Here is a 20,597-nt window from a genome sequence, read left to right as displayed (position 1 = left end):
TGAAAGTTTAGCAAGGAATATCGGTTGCTTTTAATGTAAATAAAGTCGGCATATTTTCAATTTCAGCCTCTGTTTTACTCAATACCGATTTACTATAAATAGGTGTATCTTTTTGGATAAGTACATCAGGATAAGAATTAGAGGTATCGGGTTCCTCATCATCAAAAATACCTTTTTCAAGCACTAATGATTTTTTATCACCTAATTTTATTTGATCCTGTTCAGTCATATAAACTGAGCTTGTTCCATAACGAATCTCGGTAGCAGAAAACATCGGCATTGTATTTAACCATGCTCCTGCTTTTACAAGAATAACGGGTTTATTAAATTCAGAATCTGCATATAAATTAAGATCTGCATTTACCTTTGCGGGGTAATATCCTGCAAAGGAAAAAGATGAAACCGTCAATAAAATTAATGTATAAACAAATTTTAATAATTTCATCTATTTATTTCACTTCATAAAATTGCGAATCATCGTCTTTCTTCGCAAATTTTTGTTCGTACTCAGCTTTGGCATTTTCATCACCAGCATCTAATTTTTCTTGTAAAGTGTCGCAAGGTTTATCGCAGTCACAGGCTTTGGCGATACCGAGTGATGAAAGTCCGCCACAGCTGCCCTTTAAGCTTTGTTTTTTAAAGATAAAGCCCACAGACATTAATACAATAATGGCCACAAAAGCGATTAGGGTAAAAAATAAAGTTTGCATGATTATTCCTTATTTGCGAGTAATTTTTGGAAGGCTGAGGACATTTTCGTTTCAAAGCCTTGTTCGGTTTTCATAATTAAATAAACCGGAATATTCTCTTTCTCGGCCACTTCAAGTGCTTTATTTTCACCGAGTACAAATAAACCTGTAGATAAACCATCAGCCGTCATTGAACTTGGTGCAAGCACGGTAATTGAGGCCAAATGATGCTGAATTGGATAGCCTGTTTTCGGGTCAATTTCATGTGCAAAACGTTGGCCATTTTCCTCAAAATAAATACGGTAATCACCTGAAGTTGCCATCGCCATATTATTTAAACCAATCACTTCTTGAACTGCTCTTTCCCCTGTATTATTCGGTTTTTCAATGGCGATTTGCCAGGCTTTATTCTCAGGATTTTTACCTTTAGCGCGAATTTCCCCGCCAATTTCCACCATATAGTTTTGTACGTGATTTTGCTCTAAGACATCCGCAACTTGATCCACACCAAAACCTTTAGCAATAGATGATAAATCAATATAAACCTGTGGCACGGCTTTACTTAATGTTGGGGTTTTACCACTCATATCAAGGTGAATCTTATCAATTCCGACCCAACTTTGACGTTCAGCAAGTTGCTCTGGGGTTGGCTTACGCTCTGGGCGTTTTTCTGGTCCAAAGCCCCATAAATTCACTACAGGCCCCACAGTCACATCCAATGCTCCTTCAGTAACCGTATTTAAACGAATCGCCTCTTGTAAGACTTTGGCAAAATCAGCCGATATTTCAATCGGTGTATTCACTTGCGTATTTTGATTAAAACGGCTCAATTCGGAATCTTTAATGTAAGTGGACATTTTCTGATTTACGTCTTTTAAAACTACTTCAATTTGTTCATGTGTTTTTTGTACGTTTTCGCTAACAGAATCATCTTCAATGTAGCGGATATGGTAAGTGGTTCCCATGGTTTTGCCGCTAAGTGAAATAATTTCGGGATCTTTTTTACAAGCACTTAATGAACAAGCCAAGGCAATTGCAATCAATCCGCTTAATATTTTTTTCATCTATTCCTTCCTAAATATATGAATTACAGGCAAACCGACTCTTCCATCAGCTTGCCTGTAATCCATCTTAAATATTGACCGCACTTCATCACAAAGTGCGGTCAGTTTTAATGATGTTTTGATTAACTAAAATCAACCACCGAAGTCATCTAATAAGATGTTTTCATCTTCAACACCGAGGTCTTTCAACATTTTGATTACCGCCGCATTCATCACCGGAGGTCCACACATGTAGTATTCACAATCTTCTGGTGCTTCATGATTTTTCAAGTAGTTTTCATAAAGTACGTTGTGAATAAAGCCAGTGTAACCTGTCCAGTTATCTTCTGGTAACGGATCAGATAATGCCACGTGCCATGTAAAGTTCGGATTTTCTGCTTGAAGCTGATCAAAATCTTCTACATAGAACATTTCACGTTTAGAACGTGCACCATACCAGAATGACATTTTACGTTTAGAGTGTAAACGTTTTAATTGGTCAAAGATATGAGAACGCATTGGTGCCATACCTGCACCACCACCGATGAAGACCATTTCGTTGTCGGTTTCTTTCGCGAAGAATTCACCAAATGGACCAGAAATTGTCACTTTATCACCTGGTTTTAATGACCAAATGTAAGAAGACATTTGACCTGGAGGTGCATCAGGTTGACGTGGTGGAGGCGTTGCAATACGCACGTTAAGCATAATGATGCCTTTCTCTTCTGGATATGAAGCCATTGAGTAAGCACGGATAATATGCTCGTCCACTTTAGACACATAACGCCATAAATCGTATTTATCCCAATCTTCGTGGTATTCTTCTGGAATATCAAAATCTTTATAGTAAACCGTATGTGGATCAGCTTCGATTTGGATATAACCACCTGCACGGAAAGGTACTTCCTCACCTTCAGGAATCGCTAATTTAAGCTCTTTAATAAAGGTAGCTTTGTTATCATTAGAAATAACGGTACATTCCCATTTTTTCACGCCGAAGATTTCTTCTGGAAGTTCAACGTCCATATTGCCTTTTACATTCACTTGACAAGCTAAACGATAACCTTCTTTTGCTTCACGTTTATTAATGTGAGAAAGTTCGGTTGGTAGAATTTCACCACCGCCACTTTTCACTTTCACTACACATTGACCACAAGAGCCACCGCCACCACAAGCAGAAGAAACGAAGATACCTTTACTTGCTAATGCACCAAGCAATTTGCCACCAGCAGGTAAAGTGATCGCTTTTTCAGGATCGTCATTAATAGTAATGGTGATATCACCAGAATCCACTAATTTTGATTTAGCGAATAAAATAATCGCAACGAGCACTAAAAGGATAACCGTAAATGCCGCAACACCTAATAATAAAATTGAAGATTCGCTCATTTATGCCTCCTTATAACTGAATTCCAGAGAATGACATAAAGCCAAGCGCCATCAAGCCAGCAGTAATAAAGGTAATCCCTAATCCTTTTAAGCCTGCCGGTACATCGGCATATTTCATTTTTTCGGTTAAGCCTGCAAGCGCAACGATTGCTAACATCCAACCAAGCCCCGCACCTACACCATAAACTGCAGATTCTGCAAAAGTGTATTCACGTTGTACCGCAAAAGATACACCACCAAAGATCGCACAGTTTACGGCGATAAGTGGAAGGAAGATACCTAATGCGTTATAAAGTGCTGGGAAGAATTTATCTAAAGTCATTTCAAGTAATTGAACAAGACCCGCAATAATCCCGATAAAGGTAATGAAGTTTAAAAACTCAAGGCTTACACCTTCTACCAATGCGCCATCTTTTAATACATGTTCATACACAAATTGGTTCGCTGGTACCGCAATACCAAGTACTACTGTTACCGCAACACCAAGGCCAAATGCCGTAGAAACTTTCTTAGAAACCGCAAGGAAAGTACACATCCCTAAGAAGAAAGAGAGCGCCATGTTTTCAATGAAGATCGCCTTCACGAATAGGCTAATATAATGTTCCATTGATTATTTCTCCTGTTGCTCAGGTTTCCACGTTCTTAAGCCCCAAATAACGAAGCCGATAATAAAGAACGCACTTGGTGCAAGAAGGAATAAACCGTTTGGTTGATACCAACCGCCGTCTTGAATCGTTTGGAATACAGGGAAACCAAACAAACGACCAGAACCGATTAATTCACGTAATGTGGCGACAATTAATAAGATCGCACCATAACCTAAACCGTTACCGATACCGTCAACAAAGCTTTCTAACGGTGGTGATTTCATCGCAAACGCTTCTGCACGGCCCATTACGATACAGTTTGTAATGATAAGACCGACGAATACAGAAAGCTGTTTAGATAAACCATAAGCATAAGCTTTTAATACTTGGTCAACCAAGATTACTAAAGACGCGATAATCGCCAGTTGCACAATGATACGGATACTATTTGGAATATAGTTACGAATCAATGAAATGAACAAACTGGAAAAACCGGTTACCAAACTTACCGCAATCGCCATAACGATCGCTGTTTGTAATTGGGTTGTTACCGCTAATGCAGAACAGATACCCAAAATTTGCAAGGCAATCGGGTTATTTTTAGCAATAGGATCTAATAAAAGACCTTTTAAATTTACTTTTGCATCAGCCATTATTTGATTTCTCCTGCTTTAAATTTCGCTAAGAATGGACCAAAGCCATTTTGGCTGAACCAATAATCAAATGAACCTTGAACACCATTACTGGTTAAAGTTGCACCTGATAAACCATCTACACCGTGCTCTTTATCTGCAGCAGAGCTACCTTTATAGATTTTGAATTTTTGGTTACCTTGTTCATCGAATAATTTTTTATCAACGAACTGTGCTTGCCAACGTGGGTTCGCAATTTCGCCCCCAAGACCAGCTGTTTCACCTTGATCATAGTAAGTAATACCTTTGATGGTATTTGCATCTGGTGCAACAGAAACAAAACCATACATGGTTGACCATAAACCACGGCCATACATTGGTAATACCACTTGGGTTACATTGCCTTGTTCATCTTTTACAAGATAAACACGCGCTTGGTTTGCACGAACCTTAATTCCTGCTTTATCAGCCTCAGCTGGGATAGCTTGGCTTTTAGCTGGATCTTTAACGGCATCTTTAGGTTCAAATTTATTAATTTCTTCTGCTGAAGCTTGAACGTAATCACCACTTTGCAAATCCACTAAACGTGGTTCAATAAATTTGCTGTAAGTGTCTTTAATTACTGATGCATTATCTTCTTTCATTAAGCCAGCAACAGTTAAAATGTTACGTTGAACGTCGAGTGCTTTTTGTTCATCTTGTTTGGATTTTAATGCTACTGCAGCACCAGAAACCACGATAGAACACACTAAACTTAGCAACACAACAACGGTAACTGTACCGCTAACGCTATCTTTATTAAATTTAGCCATTTGTTCTTGCTCTCCGACGTTTGATATTTGCTTGAACCACGATGTAGTCGAAAATTGGTGCAAATAAGTTTGCAAATAAAATCGCTAACATCATCCCTTCTGGATAAGCTGGGTTCACTGTACGAATTAATACAGCCATCACGCCAATTAACGCACCGTACCACCATTTACCCGTGTTGGTAAATGAAGCGGATACAGGGTCTGTAGCCATGAAGATCATACCAAGTGCAAAACCACCTAATACAAAGTGCCAATGCCAAGGCATTGAGAACATTTGGTTAGAATCAGAACCGATTAAGTTGAATAAGGTTGCAGTACCAATCATACCGATCATGACACCAGCCATAATGCGCCAAGAAGCAATTCGAGTGAATACAATCACTGCACCACCGATTAATAACGCAAGCGTTGAAACCTCACCCATTGAACCTGGGATATTACCAATGAATGCATCCATCCAAGTAATAGGTTGACCGGTTACAGTGTGTTGTAATGCAGCTTGACCACCTTGAGACCATTGTGAAAGTGCGGTTGCACCAGAGAAACCATCTGCAGCAGTCCATACTAAGTCACCCGAAATTTGAGCCGGATAAGCAAAGAATAAGAATGCACGACCAGCAAGTGCAGGGTTCATAAAGTTACGACCTACACCACCGAAGATTTCTTTCGCTACCACGATACCAAAGCTGATACCAAGCGCTGCTTGCCATAATGGCAATGTTGGTGGAACGATTAACGCAAATAAAATGGTTGAAACGAACATCCCTTCATTTACTTCGTGACCACGCACCACTGAAAACAATAATTCCCAAATTGTACAAACAGTAAATACTACTAAGTAAATTGGTAAGAAGAAGATCGCCCCTAACGCCATTTTTGAGCCCCAAGTTGCATTATTGGTTAAATCTAAACCTAATGAACTTGCAAGCGCATAGTGCCAATCGTTAGCAATTAATTGATCTAAATTGCCTAATTGATTTAAAGCTGGGATCGCTTGGTTACCCACATTGTACATCCCGTAAAAAATCGCTGGGAACAACGCAAGGAAAACCGTAATCATCATACGTTTTGAGTCTAACGCATCACGAACGTGTGTGTTTTTGTGCGTTACCGTACCTGGTGTATAAAGCAAGGTATAAATCGATTCAAAGATCGGATAAAGCTTGCTGTATTTACCGCCTGGTAAAAACGCGGGTTCCATTTTTTCAAAAAGATTTTTTAAACCCATTTTTAACCTTCCTTCTCAATCTTATCCAATACTTGACGCAAGATTGAACCGTATTCATATTTGCCCGGGCAAACGAAAGAACATAATGCTAAGTCTTCTTCATCTAATTCAAGACAACCTAACGCTTGTGAACCATCGGTATCGCCCACGATTAAATCACGTAATAATAATGTCGGTAAAATATCCAACGGCATCACGCGCTCATAGCTACCGATTGGTACCATTGCACGCTCACCACCATTTTCTGCGGTAGTGAAGTTGAATAATTTTTTACCAAAGTGACCCAATACGGTACGGGTAATCGAATATTTGTTCGATTGTGGTGTGATCCAACCTAAGAACTCTTTCTCATTACCTTCTGCAATCACAGACACTTGTAATGCATAACGACCTAAATAGTCATGAGCATCTTTTGCAGTTTGACCACAAAGCACAGAACCAGAAATCACACGGTTATTACCGTCTTTTAACTCACCTGCCGTTAATTGAGAAAGGTTAGCACCGATTACTGTACGAACTAAACGAGGTTCTTTCACTTGCGGACCAGCAAGAGAAACAACGCGCTCAACATAAAGTTCGCCTGTAGTGAATAATTTACCTACAGCAATCACATCTTGGTAATTGATGTGCCATACGGTTTTATGAGCACCAACCGGATCGATAAAGTGGATATGTGTCCCCACTAAGCCAGCAGGATGAACACCACCAAAATCATGTACTTTTAGGTTAGCTAAATCCACGGTTGGGATATTGCTATCGCCAGCTTTACATAGATTTAATGGTTTATTTGGGAATAGACGACTTAACACGGTCAAACCGTCAATAAAATCTTGCCAATGCTCTTTTAATACCACCTCTGGATTTGCTGCCAAAGGATTGGTATCCATCGCATTTACAAACAGAGAAGAAGGTTCTGCATCTAAGGCAGGCACTTTGCTGAACGGACGGGTGCGGAACGCTGTCCACAAACCGGATTCAACGAGGTTTTGTTTAACTTGTTCAGAAGAAAGCGTATTGAGCTCACCTGCGTTATATTTAGCGAAAGTAACTTGATCGTTACCTTGCACATCAATGACCACAGATTGTAATACACGTTTTTCGCCACGATTAATTACAGTGATAGTACCGCTCGCAGGGGCTGTGAAAACCACTCCAGGGTTTTTCTTGTCTTCAAAAAGCACTTGGCCTTTTTTCACAACATCGCCTTCACGTACCTTCATAGAAGGACGCATACCCACATACTCTTCACCAAGAATCGCAACCTGATTCACAGCGTTACCGCTATGGATTACTTGTGCTGGTTTTCCTGCAATAGGAAGATCCAAGCCTTTTTTGATTGTAATCATACTGTTTGCACTACTTTTCTAGGTTAAAAACACGATTGCGATTAAAGCATACACTCTAAAAGCAATCTCGCGATTGAGCGTGACAGAAAACACTTTTAAGATCAAAGCGTTATTAACTGACACATAAATTTAAAAACTCAAATCTGTTTAATTCCTCGACGAGTAAGGGATTACTTACACATCCAGAAATTGAAATTCGAAAATTAAAAGCGCTTCATTCTAGCGGAAAATGGGCTTTTTTTCTACTTTTAGCCGATACTTTTTGTGAAATATTTGTGAAGTTTTTAGAGTAACACTCATTAGGAGTTAAAAATAAATTCACGTTAAAATAAAAAGAGAGAAAGCCTCTTGCCTTCTCTCTTATTATTGAAATGGAATACAGGGAACGTAAGGAAATACTTACTGTCCAACACCAAGACAATTTGGTGATTTTGGAAATGCTTCACCTAGGCTCTCCCATTCGCTTTTTGTATAAAGATGAAGCGCTAATGCGTGAATACCATTTTTTAAATCATCGGCAAAAAGTTGATAAAGTTTTTGGTGGCGTTGCACCTTGCGCATGCCTTCAAAAGCATCGCTGACAATCACTAATTTAAAATGAGAATCAGACCCGCGACCGGAACTGTGCATATGGCTTTCATTTTCCACGGTGGCAAAGTGCGGTTGAAATTCGGCCTGAATTCTCTCTAATAATTCTTGCTGTTTTGACATAAATAAACTCCCTAACTTTTTGCTATACATTCAGCGTTAAGTTTGTAAGAATAACACAAATTAACCTAATTCAATGAGGAAATTATGAAAGTAACAAACAAAATCAAAGCATTATCAACAATAACGTTGGCGGCAGCGACATTATTTTTAGCGGGTTGCCAAGCGCAATCTAATACCTTAACTTTTGCGCCTCAATCTCCGACTGCATCAATGAATATTAACCAATCAGCAGTGGTAACAGTTAATACTCGCGATTCTCGTCCACAACAAGAAATTGCAACTTATACTAAATCAGGTGAGCTGATTAAATTAAACGCCTCACCAAGCGTTACTCAACTTTTCCAACAGGTGATGCAACAAAATTTGGTTAGTAAAGGTTTCCGTATTGGACAAGCGAATAATGCGAATGCTGGCGTAACTGTTGATGTAAAAGAATTTAACGCTAAAGTAGAGCAAGGTAATTTACGTTATACCTTGAACAGCAAAATTCAAGCGGTTGTTTATGTACAAGGTCCACGCGGACAATACAACAAAACCTTTAATGCAACCCGTTCACAATCTGGCGCATTTAATGCGAGCAATGATGAAATTCAAAAAGTGTTAGGCGAAACCTTCAAAGATATTGTTAATAATATTTATCAAGATCAAGAAGTTACTAACGCCATTAATCAATATACTAATTAATTAAAAGTGCCGTGTCCTTTTCAATAATCACTTGACGAATACGCCTTTCAAGCGTAACATTCGACCGATTTTTTAACGAGAAGGACACACACTTTGGACAGTCATAGTCGATACCGAATATCGCTTTAGACTCTCGCCTCTTATCAGCGAGAGTTCGCTGGTAATCAACTTACCTTTCTTCGGCATCTTTTATCGAACGAAACCCATTTTAAAACATTCAAAAATTTGACCGCACTTTTCTCTAGTGCTAATTTCGTTTGATCTTTTTTTGTTCACAGTTGGATCTTCATAATCCCAAAAGGAGTATGACCAATGATTAACGCTTTTGCCATTAACGATTCCCGCTTGCTTCGTATTGATGACGAACCAGCCGATCTCAGCTCTGCCATTTGGTTAGATTTGCTGGAGCCGACAGGGGAAGAACGTGAAATGTTGCAAGAAGGCTTAGGACAAAGTCTCGCCTCATTCCTCGAATTGGAAGACATCGAAGCATCTGCACGTTTCTTTGAAGACGAAGACGGCTTACACTTGCACTCATTCTTTTATTGTGAAGATGAAGAAAACTACGCCGACCTCGCAAGCGTGGCATTTACTATTCGTGATGGTCGCCTATTTACCCTGCGTGATCGCGAATTGCCGGCATTCCGTTTATATCGTATGCGTTCTCGTAGCCAGCGCTTATTCGAATGTAATGCGTATGAAGTCTTACTCGACTTATTTGAAACCAAAATTGAGCAATTAGCGGATGTTATCGAAAACGTTTATGCAGATTTGGAAAAATTAAGTCGCGTGATTTTAAATGGCACGCAAGATGAAGCTTTCAATGAAGCCTTAAATACCCTAACAGAACAAGAAGATACCAGTTCTAAAGTGCGTTTGTGTTTGATGGATACACAACGTGCATTGGGTTTCTTGGTGCGTAAAACTCGCTTACCGCCAAATCAGTTAGAACAAGCACGAGAAATCTTACGAGATATCGAATCCTTGCAACCGCATAATGAATCATTGTTCCAAAAAGTAAACTTTTTAATGCAGGCGGCAATGGGTTATATTAATATCGAGCAGAATAAAATCATGAAATTCTTCTCGGTGGTGTCGGTGATGTTCCTACCGGCAACACTTGTGGCATCTACTTACGGGATGAACTTTGAATTTATGCCAGAGATCCATTTTAAATATGGTTACCCAATGGCTATTGGATTAATGATTGGTGCGGCGCTTACGCCTTATATCTATTTTAAACGGAAAGGTTGGTTATAATGGAAATTTCCCAAACTGCATTATTTTTAGGATCGATTATCGATCTGTATTGTTTAGTATTAATTTTACGCGTATGGCTCCCCTTAGCAAACGTGGATTATTACAATCCTATTTCTCAATTTACACTGAAATTTACCCAACCAGTTGTTGCACCATTACGTAAAGTTTTTCCTGTGGTGAAAAAAGTGGAAACGGCGGCACTGTTTTTAGTCTTCTTGCTTTGCGGACTAAAATCGATTCTCTTTGGCGGATTAAATCTCAGTTTCTTCTTACTATTGGGCATATTAGGACTAATTAAAAATATCGGTGTGGCAATTTTCTATGTGTTAATCGCCGGTGCAATTTTAAGTTGGTTTAATCGTGGCAATAACCCTGCATTCTACGCGTTATATCAACTTACTGAGCCATTATTGAAACCAATTAAACGTATTTTACCAACTGTGGGCATGATTGATTTTTCACCGATGGTTATCGCCATTGTTCTATTATTTTTGAATAATCTTTTTTACGACTACTTCCAGGTTTTATGGGCAATCGCCGCTTAAAGTGCGGTCAAAAATAATGTTATTTTTCGGGCTGGATTTTCCAGCCCTTATTGTAAATGTGGTAAGTGAATTTAGTTATGTCAGCAATCGAACAAACACCTGAAGGACTGCGTCTTAAAATCATTCTGCAACCCAAAGCCAGTAAAGATCAAATCGTGGGATTACATGATGATGAGCTCAAGATTACGATTACAGCTCCACCTGTTGATGGTCAAGCCAATGCTCACTTGCTGAAATTTTTGAGTAAAGCATTCAAAGTACCTAAAAGCTCAATAGTTCTTGAAAAAGGTGAATTAAACCGACATAAACAATGTTTGGATTCCTTCGCCTAAATTAATTCCATCTGAAATTCAAAATCTCTTATAAAATCAGCAAAAAAATCACCGCACTTTCTACCAATTTTTCCCGTTTTACGCTATCCTATACCACATTTTATAAAGCAAAATATGCCGCAAAGTGCGGTCAAAATTTAAGGTGATTTTCTATGCAACAACATTACCGTCCTGATTTGATTGAACCTGCCGTTCAACAATATTGGGCTGAAAATAAAGTCTTCAAAGCAATCAAAGATACGTCTAAAGAAAAATATTACTGTCTTTCAATGTTCCCTTACCCATCTGGTCGTTTACACATGGGCCATGTGCGTAACTACACCATCGGTGATGTGGTTTCTCGTTATCAACGTATGAACGGTAAAAATGTTTTACAACCGATTGGTTGGGATGCATTCGGTTTGCCAGCTGAAGGTGCTGCGATTAAAAACAAAACTGCACCCGCAAAATGGACTTACGAAAATATTGAATACATGAAAAAACAGCTCAAAATGTTGGGCTTTGGTTATGACTGGGATCGCGAAATTGCGACTTGCCGTCCAGAATACTACAAATGGGAACAATGGTTCTTCACCGAGCTTTATAAAAAAGGCTTAGTTTACAAAAAAACCTCAACCGTAAACTGGTGTCCAAACGATGAAACCGTATTGGCTAACGAACAGGTGCACGAAGGTTGCTGCTGGCGTTGTGACACTCCGGTTGAACAAAAAGAAATCCCACAATGGTTTATTAAAATTACTGATTATGCAGAACAATTATTAGGTGGATTAGATCAACTGCCACAATGGCCAGACATGGTAAAAACCATGCAACGTAACTGGATTGGCCGTTCTGAAGGGGTGGAAATTACGTTTGATGTGGCGGATACCGCAGAAAAAGTTTCAGTTTATACCACCCGTCCAGATACTTTCTATGGTGTGAGCTATTTAGGTATCGCGGCAGCGCACCCATTAGCAGAATTAGCGGCAGAAAAAAATCCTCAATTGGCTGAATTCATCCGTGAAGCGAAAAATGCCAAAGTGGCCGAAGCAGACCTTGCCACTATGGAGAAAAAAGGGATGGCAACTGGCTTATTCGCTATTCATCCATTAACTGGTGAAAAATTACCAATTTGGGTCGCGAACTTTGTGTTAATGCACTACGGTACTGGCGCAGTAATGGCGGTTCCAGCACACGACCAACGCGACTTTGAATTTGCTCAAAAATACAATTTGCCAATTAAACAGGTAATCGCACCGCTTGCAGATGAAGAAATTGATTTAACCAAACAAGCTTTCGTTGAACACGGTAAATTAGTGAACTCTGCTGAGTTTGATGGTTTGGATTTTGATGCTGCATTCAACGGTATTGCGGACAAATTAGAAAAATTAGGCGTAGGTAAACGCCAAGTTAATTATCGTTTACGTGACTGGGGCGTTTCCCGTCAACGTTATTGGGGTGCACCAATTCCAATGCTCACCTTAGCAAACGGTGAAACCGTACCGGCACCAATCGAAGATTTACCGATTATTCTGCCGGAAGATGTGGTCATGGATGGTGTGAAAAGCCCAATTAAAGCGGATCCAAACTGGGCAAAAACCACCTTCAACGGTGAACCTGCATTAAAAGAAACCGATACCTTTGATACCTTTATGGAATCGTCTTGGTACTACGCGCGTTACACCTCACCAAGCTATGCTGAAGGCATGTTGGATAAAGAGGAAGCGAATTACTGGTTACCGGTGGATCAATATATCGGTGGTATCGAGCACGCCACAATGCACTTGCTCTACTTCCGTTTCTTCCACAAATTATTGCGTGATGCAGGTTTCGTAACGAGCGATGAGCCAGCTCAAAAATTATTATGCCAAGGCATGGTATTAGCGGATGCGTTCTACTACACCAGCCCGACTAACGAGCGTATTTGGGTAAGCCCAACGCAAGTCACTCTTGAGCGTGATGAAAAAGGTCGTATCATCAAAGCCACCGATCCGGAAGGCCGTGAATTGGTGCATACCGGTATGACCAAAATGTCGAAATCCAAAAACAATGGTATCGACCCACAAGAGATGGTGGAAAAATACGGTGCAGATACTGTGCGTCTATTCATGATGTTCGCTTCTCCTGCAGAAATGACGCTTGAATGGCAAGAATCCGGCGTAGAAGGGGCAAAACGTTTCTTAGGTCGTGTATGGAATTTGGTGTATGAATACAGTCAAAATCCTGCAAAAACCGCTTTAGATGTGACCACACTTTCTGCAGACCAAAAAGCGCTTCGCCGTGATGTGCATAAAACGATCGCCAAAGTAAGCGATGATATTGGTCGCCGTCAGACTTTCAATACCGCTATCGCGGCAGTAATGGAGTTAATGAATAAATTAACCCGTGCGCCATTAGAAAGTGAACAAGATCGTGCTGTGATGGCAGAAGCATTAAGCGCAGTCGTGCGTATGCTTTATCCAATCACACCCCATATCTGCTTTGAATTATGGAAAGCCTTAGGCAACGAAAGTAACATTGATCATGCCGAATGGGTGAAAGCTGACGAAGCAGCGATGGTCGAAGATGAAAAACTTATCGTGGTTCAAGTCAACGGTAAAGTTCGTGGTAAAGTCACCGTTGCAGCTGATGCGGATGAAGAAACCGTGAAAACGGTTGCATTTGCAGATGAAAATGTGAAGAAATTTACTGACAATACACAAATCGTGAAAGTGATTTATGTACCTGGTAAATTGTTAAATGTGGTGGTTAAACCGCAATAATCCATAAAATAACCGCATTTTATTCCAAGAATTGCATAAACGGTTCTTAAATAAAATAAAGTGCGGTGAATTTTACAGGTAATTTTTATGATGAAATCAATCAAAACGATCTGCTTTGTTGGGGCAACAGCCTTGTTAACTGCTTGTGGTTGGCACTTCGATAATGGTGCAGCTGTTCCTGCGGAATTAAAAACAATGGCCCTTGAAAGTAGCGATCCATACAGTGAAATGTCTATGGCAATGCGTAAGCAACTGCTTAGCAACAACGTAAACCTTGTTCCTGCAAAACAAGGTGTGCCAGTGTTGCGTTTAAATAAACAGACTTCAAGCGACAAAGTCGCATCAGTCTTTAAACAAGGTCGAGAAGCAGAAAAAGTATTGACCCTTGATGTTGAAGCAAGTGTACGCTTGGCTAACGGAGAAACCTACCCAATCTCTGCAAAAATCAACCGCACTTTCTTTGATAACTCGCGTGCTGCATTAGCAAAATCAGCTGAGCGTGATGTGATTTGGAATGATATGCGCGAACAAGCGGCTCGCCAATTAATTAATAAAATGGCTGCCTTGCAACATCAAGTTCAAGGAAAATAATGAACCGCATTTTTCCTGAGCAACTGGCCTCTAACCTGAACAGCCATTTAGCGAAAGTCTATTTTTTGGTTGGGACAGATCCCCTGTTGCTCAGTGAAAGTGAAGATCTCATTCATCAAGCCGCCCTTCTTCAAGGTTTTGATGAAAAAAATCAAATCACCATAGATACTAATACTGACTGGTCTGCATTAATTGAGGCCAGCCAATCTATGGGGCTCTTTTTTAATAAGCAAATTTTCATTCTCAATTTACCCGAAAATCTGACCGCACTTTTGCCAAAAAACCTTCAGCAATTTATCAGTGGATTAAATGAAGATAGCTTGCTTGTCCTCACCTTGCCTAAATTGTCTAAAGCAGCCGAAAAACAAGAGTGGTTTATTCAGGCGAATCAATTTGAGCCACAAGCTGTTATCGTGAACTGCCAAACACCGAACTCAGAACAACTTTCTCGTTGGGTGAAGCATCGTACAAAAAATATGGGATTATCAGCTGATGAGGAAGCCGTTCAACTGCTTTGTTATAGCTATGAAAATAATCTACTGGCATTGAAACAAGCATTACAGCTTTTAGATTTGCTTTATCCTGATCACAAACTCACGTATAACCGCGTTAAATTAGTCGTAGAGCAATCTTCTGTCTTTACCCCTTTCCAATGGATTGATGCGTTATTATCAGGCAAGGCAAATCGCTCAAAGCGGATTTTGCGTGGTTTACAAGCTGAAGATGTGCAACCTGTTATTTTGTTGCGTACTTTACAGCGTGAACTACTCACGTTGCTAGAATTAACAAAACCACAACTACGCAATCCCTCTCTTAACACGAGTTTGCCTACACAGACACTCAAAGCGGATTTTGACCGTCTCAAAATTTGGCAGAGTCGTCGTCCTCTTTATACAGCGGCAATACAGCGACTCACCTATCAAAAACTCTTTGAAATTTTGCAAGAGTTGGCAGATATTGAGCGCACAACCAAGCAAGAATATGGTCAAGACGTGTGGGTAAAATTAGCAGACTTATCGGTTAAATTTTGCTTATAAAAAAATCTCGGCGTTAACCGAGATTTTTTATTATTGCGCAATTTTTAAATCTTGATACAGATAATTTCGATAGCTATTCACTAAATCCATATCCTTTGCATCTTCGAGCTTACCTTGGCTTAACTGACGCATAGCGATATTTGCTCGCATAAAGTCATCTTTCGGTGATAAACCTGCCACATCAAGTAATACGCCACCAACAAAGGCTAAATCTAAGAAATCTTGCTGTTGAACAAAGTCAGTTTTACGATTAGTTCTAACCACAAATTGAGTCACATAATCTGGATTTACAAAATTACCTTTTTTCGGTGGAAGCTGATTATCAAAAGCGACTTGGTGATCACCAAAATAACCGAATACATAAGGTGTTTCTCGTGCTTTTAAATAATCATTCAAGCCTTCGATTGCCTCATTAAGGCTAGCAATGCGATCAATATAATCATTTAAGCAAGAAATCGCTTTTCCCCCTAAACGCTTACTCGCCAAATTAAAATGATTTGGCATGTTCGTGTTGTAAGGGCCATGCTCTTTCATGGTTAGCACATAGACAAACATGGGCTGTTTCACATTTTCCAATGATGGATGCTGTTTCTGCAGAATCAGTTTGGTGTAATACATCATCTCTTCACTGCTAATATGCCAAAGATTTTTGCTGATTGATGCGGGATAGCCTAAATCTTGTGGTTGTAACATCAAGTCAAAACCAAAGTGCTCATAGGCAGGTTTTGCGTTGTAGTTACCTTTCGTAAAAGGCGATAATGCCACACAAAAATAGCCTTGCTCACGAAGATTTTTAATAAAACCCGTCTGTAAGTGTGGCACAACCGAATAAAACACCCCACTTGCTAAAGCACCAAAATCGGTTGAAGGCACCCCTGCAAGGAAAGCAAATTCAGATTTCCACGTTGCGCCACCCAGCGTATGTACACGCAATGGACTTACAAATGCGGTATCTTCCTGCTTATTAAACATTGAAAATGGCGGGATGGTTTCTGCATCAAAATCAAATTGATGGGGATTCAAGGTTGATTCTTGTAAACACACCACAATGTCAGGCTTTTCTGCACTTTCAGTTTTGCTCTCTGCCTTTTCACTTAAAAGTGCGGTCAGTTTTTCTTTAAATTTTTGGCTATCGCCTTCAAATTCTGGCACTTTAAAGAATACGCCACGACAAGACATTGGCAGGTTTAAGAAAACATCTCGACCATCATCTGGCAATGAATCTAGCCAGACTTTTGTCGCATCCGGATCTTTAGAATAATACCACATTAAACCAAAGCTTGTTGCTGCGAGTATTGCTGCAAATACGCGAAATCCAACAGATGCAGTTTCAACATCTGACCAGCCAAAGATAGCATACCCCAACAGACCTAATAGCCCCAACACGCCGAAAATGGCCCCTTTATAATGTAAGAGGGTTTCCCAATTTCGCCAGTCTGTTACAAGCCAAAAATCTGAAATGAGTAAAGGTTGTTTGTAGTAATGAATTTTCATTCGATGGAATAGCATCAACACCACAAAAAGTACGGACGCAAAATTCAATCCGCGTTGCCATTGACCGGTTATCGCAAACATTGAACTAAACAATAAGACGAATAATGCAATCGCAAAAAAATATGTCCAACGATAATGCGAATTGACGATAAAAATCACCGTCGCAATAAAAAATAAACTCAGAAAAATACTTGGAATCATAATAAATAAATTTGATTAAATGTTATTTAGCACTCTCAGCCACTAAACGCTGAATCAGCTTTAAATTGGCTGGGGGGAATTGCCCTGCATCAAGCTCACTTTGTTCAAGCCAAAAACCTTCCTGACCTTCTCGACCAAACGGCTCGCCAATCCATTCTGTGACCAAATAAAAACTAAAATCTAAAATTTTGGTTGGATATTCAAATTGAAAACGTTCGTACAGCTCAGCATTTAAAATATGAATGCCAATCTCTTCTTCCAATTCTCTTTTTAAGGCTTCTTCAGGGGTTTCACCTGCATCAACTTTGCCGCCAGGAAACTCTAATGCTTGCGCAAAATCTTGCCCTTCTAAGCGCTGGGTCAAATATAGCTGCCCAAATTCATTACGAATAATCCCTGCCGCAACTTGAATGATAGGCTTACTCATCGTTCTTCCTTATCTCAAAATTAGAAAGAGCGGTCATTTTTAGCGGTGTTTTAAACACGCAAAAATTTAACCGCTCTTTTCCTTAGCTAAGCATATCGAGCTTTACTGCCGTGACAATGCTTGTATTTTTTACCTGACCCACAAGGACAAGGCTCATTACGCCCAATATGACGATCAGAATAGTCCTCGCTTTGAGCTTGCTCTGTATTTTCATCTACAGCTTGATGTGTTAATGCTTCACGTTCAGCCATTTCCTGACGTGCACGTTCCGCTTCTTCAATCTCTTCCTGCGTACGTACTTTCACGCGAGTAAGTGTCGTAATCACATGGTGTTTTAAAGAATCCAACATTTCAGTAAACATACGGAAAGATTCTTTTTTGTACTCTTGTTTTGGATCTTTTTGTGCATAACCACGTAAATGGATACCTTGACGCAAATAGTCCATTGCCGCCAAGTGCTCTTTCCAAAGTTCATCAAGAGTTTGTAACATCACGCCTTTTTCGAAATGACGCATGGTTTCTTCACCTGCAAGCGCTTCTTTCGCTTTGTATTCATCTTCGGCTTCTTGAATAATGCGCTCACGCAAGTTTTCTTCGTGAAGATTGTTATTTTCTTCTAACCAATGTTCAATTGGTAACTCCAGGCCAAACTCTTGCGCTAAACGCTCTTCTAAGCCTTTAATATCCCATTGTTCTTCCAACGATTGTGGTGGAATATATTGGTCAATCACATCGTTAAATACATCGCTGCGGATAGCTTTGATAGTCTCTGAAATATCATCGTTATCGAGCAAGTAATTACGTTGTTCGTAAATCGCATGACGTTGATCATTAGCCACATCATCATATTCAAGCAAGTTTTTACGACCATCAAAATGGAAAGCTTCCACTTTCGCTTGTGCCGACGCGATCACTTTAGCAAGAAGCTTAGACTCCATCGCTTCACCTGGTTGGGTGAAGGCTTTACGCATCATATTTAATTTACCTTCATTCAGATAAATACGCATTAAGCCATCTTCCAAAGAAAGGTAGAAACGTGAAGAACCTGGGTCACCTTGACGACCTGAACGACCACGCAACTGGTTATCAATACGGCGTGATTCGTGACGTTCTGTCCCGATAATGTGTAAACCACCGGCTTGCATCACGATCTCGTGATTTTTCTCCCACTCAGCTTTAAGTGCCTCAATTTGCTCTGGAGTTGGGTTCTCTAATTTTGCAGCTTTTGCTTTCCAGTTACCACCGAGGATAATATCGGTACCACGACCCGCCATGTTGGTTGCAATGGTTACTGCACCTGGCGCCCCTGCTTCCGCAACAATTTCCGCTTCTTGTGCGTGGAATTTCGCATTCAATACGTTGTGTTTGATGCCTGCTTTATCTAACGCTTGAGAAAGCATTTCAGATTTTTCAACGGATACGGTACCGACAAGAACCGGTTGATTGCGAGCGACACAGTCTTTAATATCTTCAATAATTGCATTGAATTTGTATTCTTCATTTTCAAACATGACGTCCGTACGATCATCACGAATCATTGGACGATTGGTTGGGATAACGACAGTTTCCAAACCATAAATTTGTTGGAATTCAAAGGCTTCGGTATCTGCTGTACCTGTCATACCCGCTAATTTGTCATAAAGACGGAAGTAGTTTTGGTAAGAAATCGACGCAACAGTTTGGTTTTCGCTCTTAATCTCCACCCCTTCTTTTGCTTCGATTGCTTGGTGTAAACCATCAGACCAACGACGCCCCGCCATAGTACGGCCAGTATGTTCATCGACGATCACGATCTCGCCATCTTTCACGATATAGTCTACATCGCGCTCAAATAAGGTGTTCGCACGTAATGCCGCCATGACATGGTGTAACAATACAATACGTGCAGGCGAATAAAGTGAATCACCTTCTGGCATTAAACCTTGTTCAATTAACCAATTTTCAACTTTTTCTTGACCACGTTCAGTCAAATACGCTTGTTTGGTTTTAAGATCTAAAGTGTAATCGCCTTCACCGGTATATTCTTCCGTATCTTCTTTTTCTTGCTTAATTAAATTCGGAATTAATTTATTTACCGCAATATAAAGCTCAGAACTGTCTTCTGCTTGACCTGAAATAATCAATGGTGTACGCGCTTCATCGATTAAAATTGAGTCCACTTCATCCACTAAGGCATAGCCTAAATGACGTTGGAAACGCTCTTCTTTAGAATGCGCTAAGTTATCACGAAGGTAATCAAAACCTAATTCGCTGTTTGTCGCGTACGTAATATCTGCCGCATAAGCTTCACGTTTTGCTTCAGGCGGTAAACCAGGGATATTCACTCCAACAGTCATACCTAAGAATTCAAATAATGGGCGGTTAGTTTCCGCGTCACGACGTGCTAAGTAATCATTCACGGTTACAACGTGTACACCTTTACCTTCCAACGCCATCAAATAACAAGGCAAGGTTGCGGTTAAGGTTTTACCTTCACCCGTACGCATCTCTGCGATACAACGGTTTGTTAGCACCATACCACCGATTAATTGCACATCGAAATGGCGCATACCGAGTACACGTTTACCCGCTTCACGCACGGTAGCAAACGCTTCAGGTAAAAGTTGTTGTAAAGTTTCACCATTAGCTAAACGACTACGGAATTCTTCTGTTTTTGCTCTTAATTCATCATCACTTAATGCTTCAAAAGCGGGCTCCATTTTGTTGATTTTCGCAACTTGTTTTCTTAATCTGCGTAAAATACGTTCGTTACGGCTGCCAAAAATTTTTGTTAAAAAACTCATAATTTCTCTTTCAAATAAAAATAAAAAGGATCATCCGATTAAAAAATCGGCTCGTTCAAATATAA

19 protein-coding genes and 1 pseudogene are annotated in these 20,597 nt (G+C 40.0%); 7 read left to right on the top strand and 13 right to left on the bottom strand.

The window, feature by feature from the left end:
* Positions 1–7: 7 nt before the first annotated feature.
* The 10 genes from HMPREF2732_RS01045 to HMPREF2732_RS01000 all read right to left on the bottom strand — a co-directional run bounded on the left by HMPREF2732_RS01045 (position 8) and on the right by HMPREF2732_RS01000 (position 8,437).
* The gene (locus HMPREF2732_RS01045; RefSeq protein ID WP_070590280.1) at positions 8–445 is read right to left on the bottom strand and encodes a hypothetical protein; all 438 of its coding nucleotides are present in this window, start codon (positions 443–445) and stop codon (positions 8–10) included.
* Positions 446–449: 4 nt separating this feature from the next.
* Positions 450–710, bottom strand: coding sequence for a (Na+)-NQR maturation NqrM (gene nqrM / locus HMPREF2732_RS01040; RefSeq protein ID WP_049379890.1), 261 nt, complete (start codon positions 708–710; stop codon positions 450–452).
* Between the two features lie 2 nt (positions 711–712).
* On the bottom strand, positions 713–1,753 hold the full coding sequence (locus HMPREF2732_RS01035; RefSeq protein ID WP_070590276.1) for an FAD:protein FMN transferase: 1,041 nt from the start codon (positions 1,751–1,753) through the stop codon (positions 713–715).
* A gap of 132 nt (positions 1,754–1,885) precedes the next feature.
* Positions 1,886–3,121 carry an NADH:ubiquinone reductase (Na(+)-transporting) subunit F gene (gene nqrF / locus HMPREF2732_RS01030; protein WP_005698140.1) on the bottom strand — a complete coding sequence of 412 codons (1,236 nt, stop codon included), beginning with the start codon at positions 3,119–3,121 and terminating at the stop codon, positions 1,886–1,888.
* Positions 3,122–3,131: 10 nt separating this feature from the next.
* Positions 3,132–3,728 carry an NADH:ubiquinone reductase (Na(+)-transporting) subunit E gene (gene nqrE, locus HMPREF2732_RS01025; RefSeq protein WP_049362633.1) on the bottom strand — a complete coding sequence of 199 codons (597 nt, stop codon included), beginning with the start codon at positions 3,726–3,728 and terminating at the stop codon, positions 3,132–3,134.
* A 3-nt stretch (positions 3,729–3,731) separates the two neighbouring features.
* On the bottom strand, positions 3,732–4,361 hold the full coding sequence (locus HMPREF2732_RS01020; protein ID WP_049379887.1) for an NADH:ubiquinone reductase (Na(+)-transporting) subunit D: 630 nt from the start codon (positions 4,359–4,361) through the stop codon (positions 3,732–3,734).
* Positions 4,361–5,152 (bottom strand): Na(+)-translocating NADH-quinone reductase subunit C, encoded by a 792-nt coding sequence (locus HMPREF2732_RS01015; protein ID WP_005695373.1) that lies wholly within the window; start codon positions 5,150–5,152, stop codon positions 4,361–4,363. Before HMPREF2732_RS01015 ends, HMPREF2732_RS01020 begins: the two co-directional genes overlap by 1 nt.
* A complete protein-coding gene (locus HMPREF2732_RS01010; protein WP_070590272.1) occupies positions 5,145–6,380 on the bottom strand; it encodes an NADH:ubiquinone reductase (Na(+)-transporting) subunit B in 1,236 nt (411 codons plus the stop codon). The genes HMPREF2732_RS01015 and HMPREF2732_RS01010 overlap by 8 nt, the downstream gene beginning before the upstream one ends.
* Before the next feature lie 2 nt (positions 6,381–6,382).
* Positions 6,383–7,726: a Na(+)-translocating NADH-quinone reductase subunit A gene (locus tag HMPREF2732_RS01005; protein WP_070590268.1), complete on the bottom strand. Its 1,344-nt coding sequence runs from the start codon at positions 7,724–7,726 to the stop codon at positions 6,383–6,385.
* Between the two features lie 399 nt (positions 7,727–8,125).
* Positions 8,126–8,437, bottom strand: a complete 312-nt coding sequence (locus HMPREF2732_RS01000) for a BolA family protein (protein WP_070590264.1) — start codon at positions 8,435–8,437, stop codon at positions 8,126–8,128.
* A gap of 84 nt (positions 8,438–8,521) precedes the next feature.
* On the opposite strand from HMPREF2732_RS01000, the gene HMPREF2732_RS00995 reads away from it, so the two are divergent.
* The 7 genes and pseudogenes from HMPREF2732_RS00995 to holA all read left to right on the top strand — a co-directional run bounded on the left by HMPREF2732_RS00995 (position 8,522) and on the right by holA (position 15,627).
* Positions 8,522–9,121: a YajG family lipoprotein gene (locus HMPREF2732_RS00995; protein WP_070590260.1), complete on the top strand. Its 600-nt coding sequence runs from the start codon at positions 8,522–8,524 to the stop codon at positions 9,119–9,121.
* Between the two features lie 312 nt (positions 9,122–9,433).
* Entirely contained in the window at positions 9,434–10,381 is a 948-nt protein-coding gene (gene corA, locus HMPREF2732_RS00990; protein WP_070590257.1) for a magnesium/cobalt transporter CorA, read from the top strand.
* Positions 10,381–10,926: a YggT family protein gene (locus HMPREF2732_RS00985; protein WP_070590251.1), complete on the top strand. Its 546-nt coding sequence runs from the start codon at positions 10,381–10,383 to the stop codon at positions 10,924–10,926. Before corA ends, HMPREF2732_RS00985 begins: the two co-directional genes overlap by 1 nt.
* Before the next feature lie 77 nt (positions 10,927–11,003).
* Positions 11,004–11,292, top strand: a pseudogene (gene yggU / locus HMPREF2732_RS00980) (DUF167 family protein YggU).
* Positions 11,293–11,410: 118 nt separating this feature from the next.
* Positions 11,411–13,999 carry a leucine--tRNA ligase gene (gene leuS / locus HMPREF2732_RS00975; RefSeq protein ID WP_070590247.1) on the top strand — a complete coding sequence of 863 codons (2,589 nt, stop codon included), beginning with the start codon at positions 11,411–11,413 and terminating at the stop codon, positions 13,997–13,999.
* An 87-nt stretch (positions 14,000–14,086) separates the two neighbouring features.
* Complete coding sequence (lptE, locus tag HMPREF2732_RS00970) at positions 14,087–14,590, top strand: LPS-assembly lipoprotein LptE (RefSeq protein WP_049364850.1); 504 nt, start codon at positions 14,087–14,089, stop codon at positions 14,588–14,590.
* On the top strand, positions 14,590–15,627 hold the full coding sequence (gene holA, locus HMPREF2732_RS00965) for a DNA polymerase III subunit delta (RefSeq protein ID WP_070590239.1): 1,038 nt from the start codon (positions 14,590–14,592) through the stop codon (positions 15,625–15,627). The genes lptE and holA overlap by 1 nt, the downstream gene beginning before the upstream one ends.
* 30 nt (positions 15,628–15,657) lie before the next feature.
* Here the strand turns inward: holA and HMPREF2732_RS00960 are convergent, their stop codons facing one another.
* From HMPREF2732_RS00960 to secA, 3 genes are all read right to left on the bottom strand, one after another.
* The gene (locus HMPREF2732_RS00960; RefSeq protein ID WP_070590236.1) at positions 15,658–17,322 is read right to left on the bottom strand and encodes a sulfatase-like hydrolase/transferase; all 1,665 of its coding nucleotides are present in this window, start codon (positions 17,320–17,322) and stop codon (positions 15,658–15,660) included.
* 22 nt (positions 17,323–17,344) lie between these two features.
* Positions 17,345–17,749, bottom strand: coding sequence for an 8-oxo-dGTP diphosphatase MutT (mutT, locus tag HMPREF2732_RS00955; protein WP_070590233.1), 405 nt, complete (start codon positions 17,747–17,749; stop codon positions 17,345–17,347).
* A gap of 86 nt (positions 17,750–17,835) precedes the next feature.
* Positions 17,836–20,532, bottom strand: a complete 2,697-nt coding sequence (gene secA / locus HMPREF2732_RS00950) for a preprotein translocase subunit SecA (protein WP_070590230.1) — start codon at positions 20,530–20,532, stop codon at positions 17,836–17,838.
* Positions 20,533–20,597: the final 65 nt, after the last annotated feature.

The sequence above is a fragment of the Haemophilus sp. HMSC061E01 genome (genome assembly GCF_001810345.1).
In the GTDB taxonomy this organism is placed as follows: Bacteria; Pseudomonadota; Gammaproteobacteria; order Enterobacterales; family Pasteurellaceae; genus Haemophilus_D.
The sequence above is the reverse complement of the archived record's forward strand: the minus strand, read 5'-3'. Positions and strand labels throughout refer to the sequence as shown.

What these genes read in the sequence shown, in the direction of transcription:
- HMPREF2732_RS01045 (WP_070590280.1), bottom strand. Translation starts at nt 445, where the DNA reads ATGAAATTATTAAAATTTGTTTATACATTAATTTTATTGACGGTTTCA.
- nqrM (WP_049379890.1), bottom strand. Translation starts at nt 710, where the DNA reads ATGCAAACTTTATTTTTTACCCTAATCGCTTTTGTGGCCATTATTGTA.
- HMPREF2732_RS01035 (WP_070590276.1), bottom strand. Translation starts at nt 1,753, where the DNA reads ATGAAAAAAATATTAAGCGGATTGATTGCAATTGCCTTGGCTTGTTCA.
- nqrF (WP_005698140.1), bottom strand. Translation starts at nt 3,121, where the DNA reads ATGAGCGAATCTTCAATTTTATTATTAGGTGTTGCGGCATTTACGGTT.
- nqrE (WP_049362633.1), bottom strand. Translation starts at nt 3,728, where the DNA reads ATGGAACATTATATTAGCCTATTCGTGAAGGCGATCTTCATTGAAAAC.
- HMPREF2732_RS01020 (WP_049379887.1), bottom strand. Translation starts at nt 4,361, where the DNA reads ATGGCTGATGCAAAAGTAAATTTAAAAGGTCTTTTATTAGATCCTATT.
- HMPREF2732_RS01015 (WP_005695373.1), bottom strand. Translation starts at nt 5,152, where the DNA reads ATGGCTAAATTTAATAAAGATAGCGTTAGCGGTACAGTTACCGTTGTT.
- HMPREF2732_RS01010 (WP_070590272.1), bottom strand. Translation starts at nt 6,380, where the DNA reads ATGGGTTTAAAAAATCTTTTTGAAAAAATGGAACCCGCGTTTTTACCA.
- HMPREF2732_RS01005 (WP_070590268.1), bottom strand. Translation starts at nt 7,726, where the DNA reads ATGATTACAATCAAAAAAGGCTTGGATCTTCCTATTGCAGGAAAACCA.
- HMPREF2732_RS01000 (WP_070590264.1), bottom strand. Translation starts at nt 8,437, where the DNA reads ATGTCAAAACAGCAAGAATTATTAGAGAGAATTCAGGCCGAATTTCAA.
- HMPREF2732_RS00995 (WP_070590260.1), top strand. Translation starts at nt 8,522, where the DNA reads ATGAAAGTAACAAACAAAATCAAAGCATTATCAACAATAACGTTGGCG.
- corA (WP_070590257.1), top strand. Translation starts at nt 9,434, where the DNA reads ATGATTAACGCTTTTGCCATTAACGATTCCCGCTTGCTTCGTATTGAT.
- HMPREF2732_RS00985 (WP_070590251.1), top strand. Translation starts at nt 10,381, where the DNA reads ATGGAAATTTCCCAAACTGCATTATTTTTAGGATCGATTATCGATCTG.
- leuS (WP_070590247.1), top strand. Translation starts at nt 11,411, where the DNA reads ATGCAACAACATTACCGTCCTGATTTGATTGAACCTGCCGTTCAACAA.
- lptE (WP_049364850.1), top strand. Translation starts at nt 14,087, where the DNA reads ATGATGAAATCAATCAAAACGATCTGCTTTGTTGGGGCAACAGCCTTG.
- holA (WP_070590239.1), top strand. Translation starts at nt 14,590, where the DNA reads ATGAACCGCATTTTTCCTGAGCAACTGGCCTCTAACCTGAACAGCCAT.
- HMPREF2732_RS00960 (WP_070590236.1), bottom strand. Translation starts at nt 17,322, where the DNA reads ATGATTCCAAGTATTTTTCTGAGTTTATTTTTTATTGCGACGGTGATT.
- mutT (WP_070590233.1), bottom strand. Translation starts at nt 17,749, where the DNA reads ATGAGTAAGCCTATCATTCAAGTTGCGGCAGGGATTATTCGTAATGAA.
- secA (WP_070590230.1), bottom strand. Translation starts at nt 20,532, where the DNA reads ATGAGTTTTTTAACAAAAATTTTTGGCAGCCGTAACGAACGTATTTTA.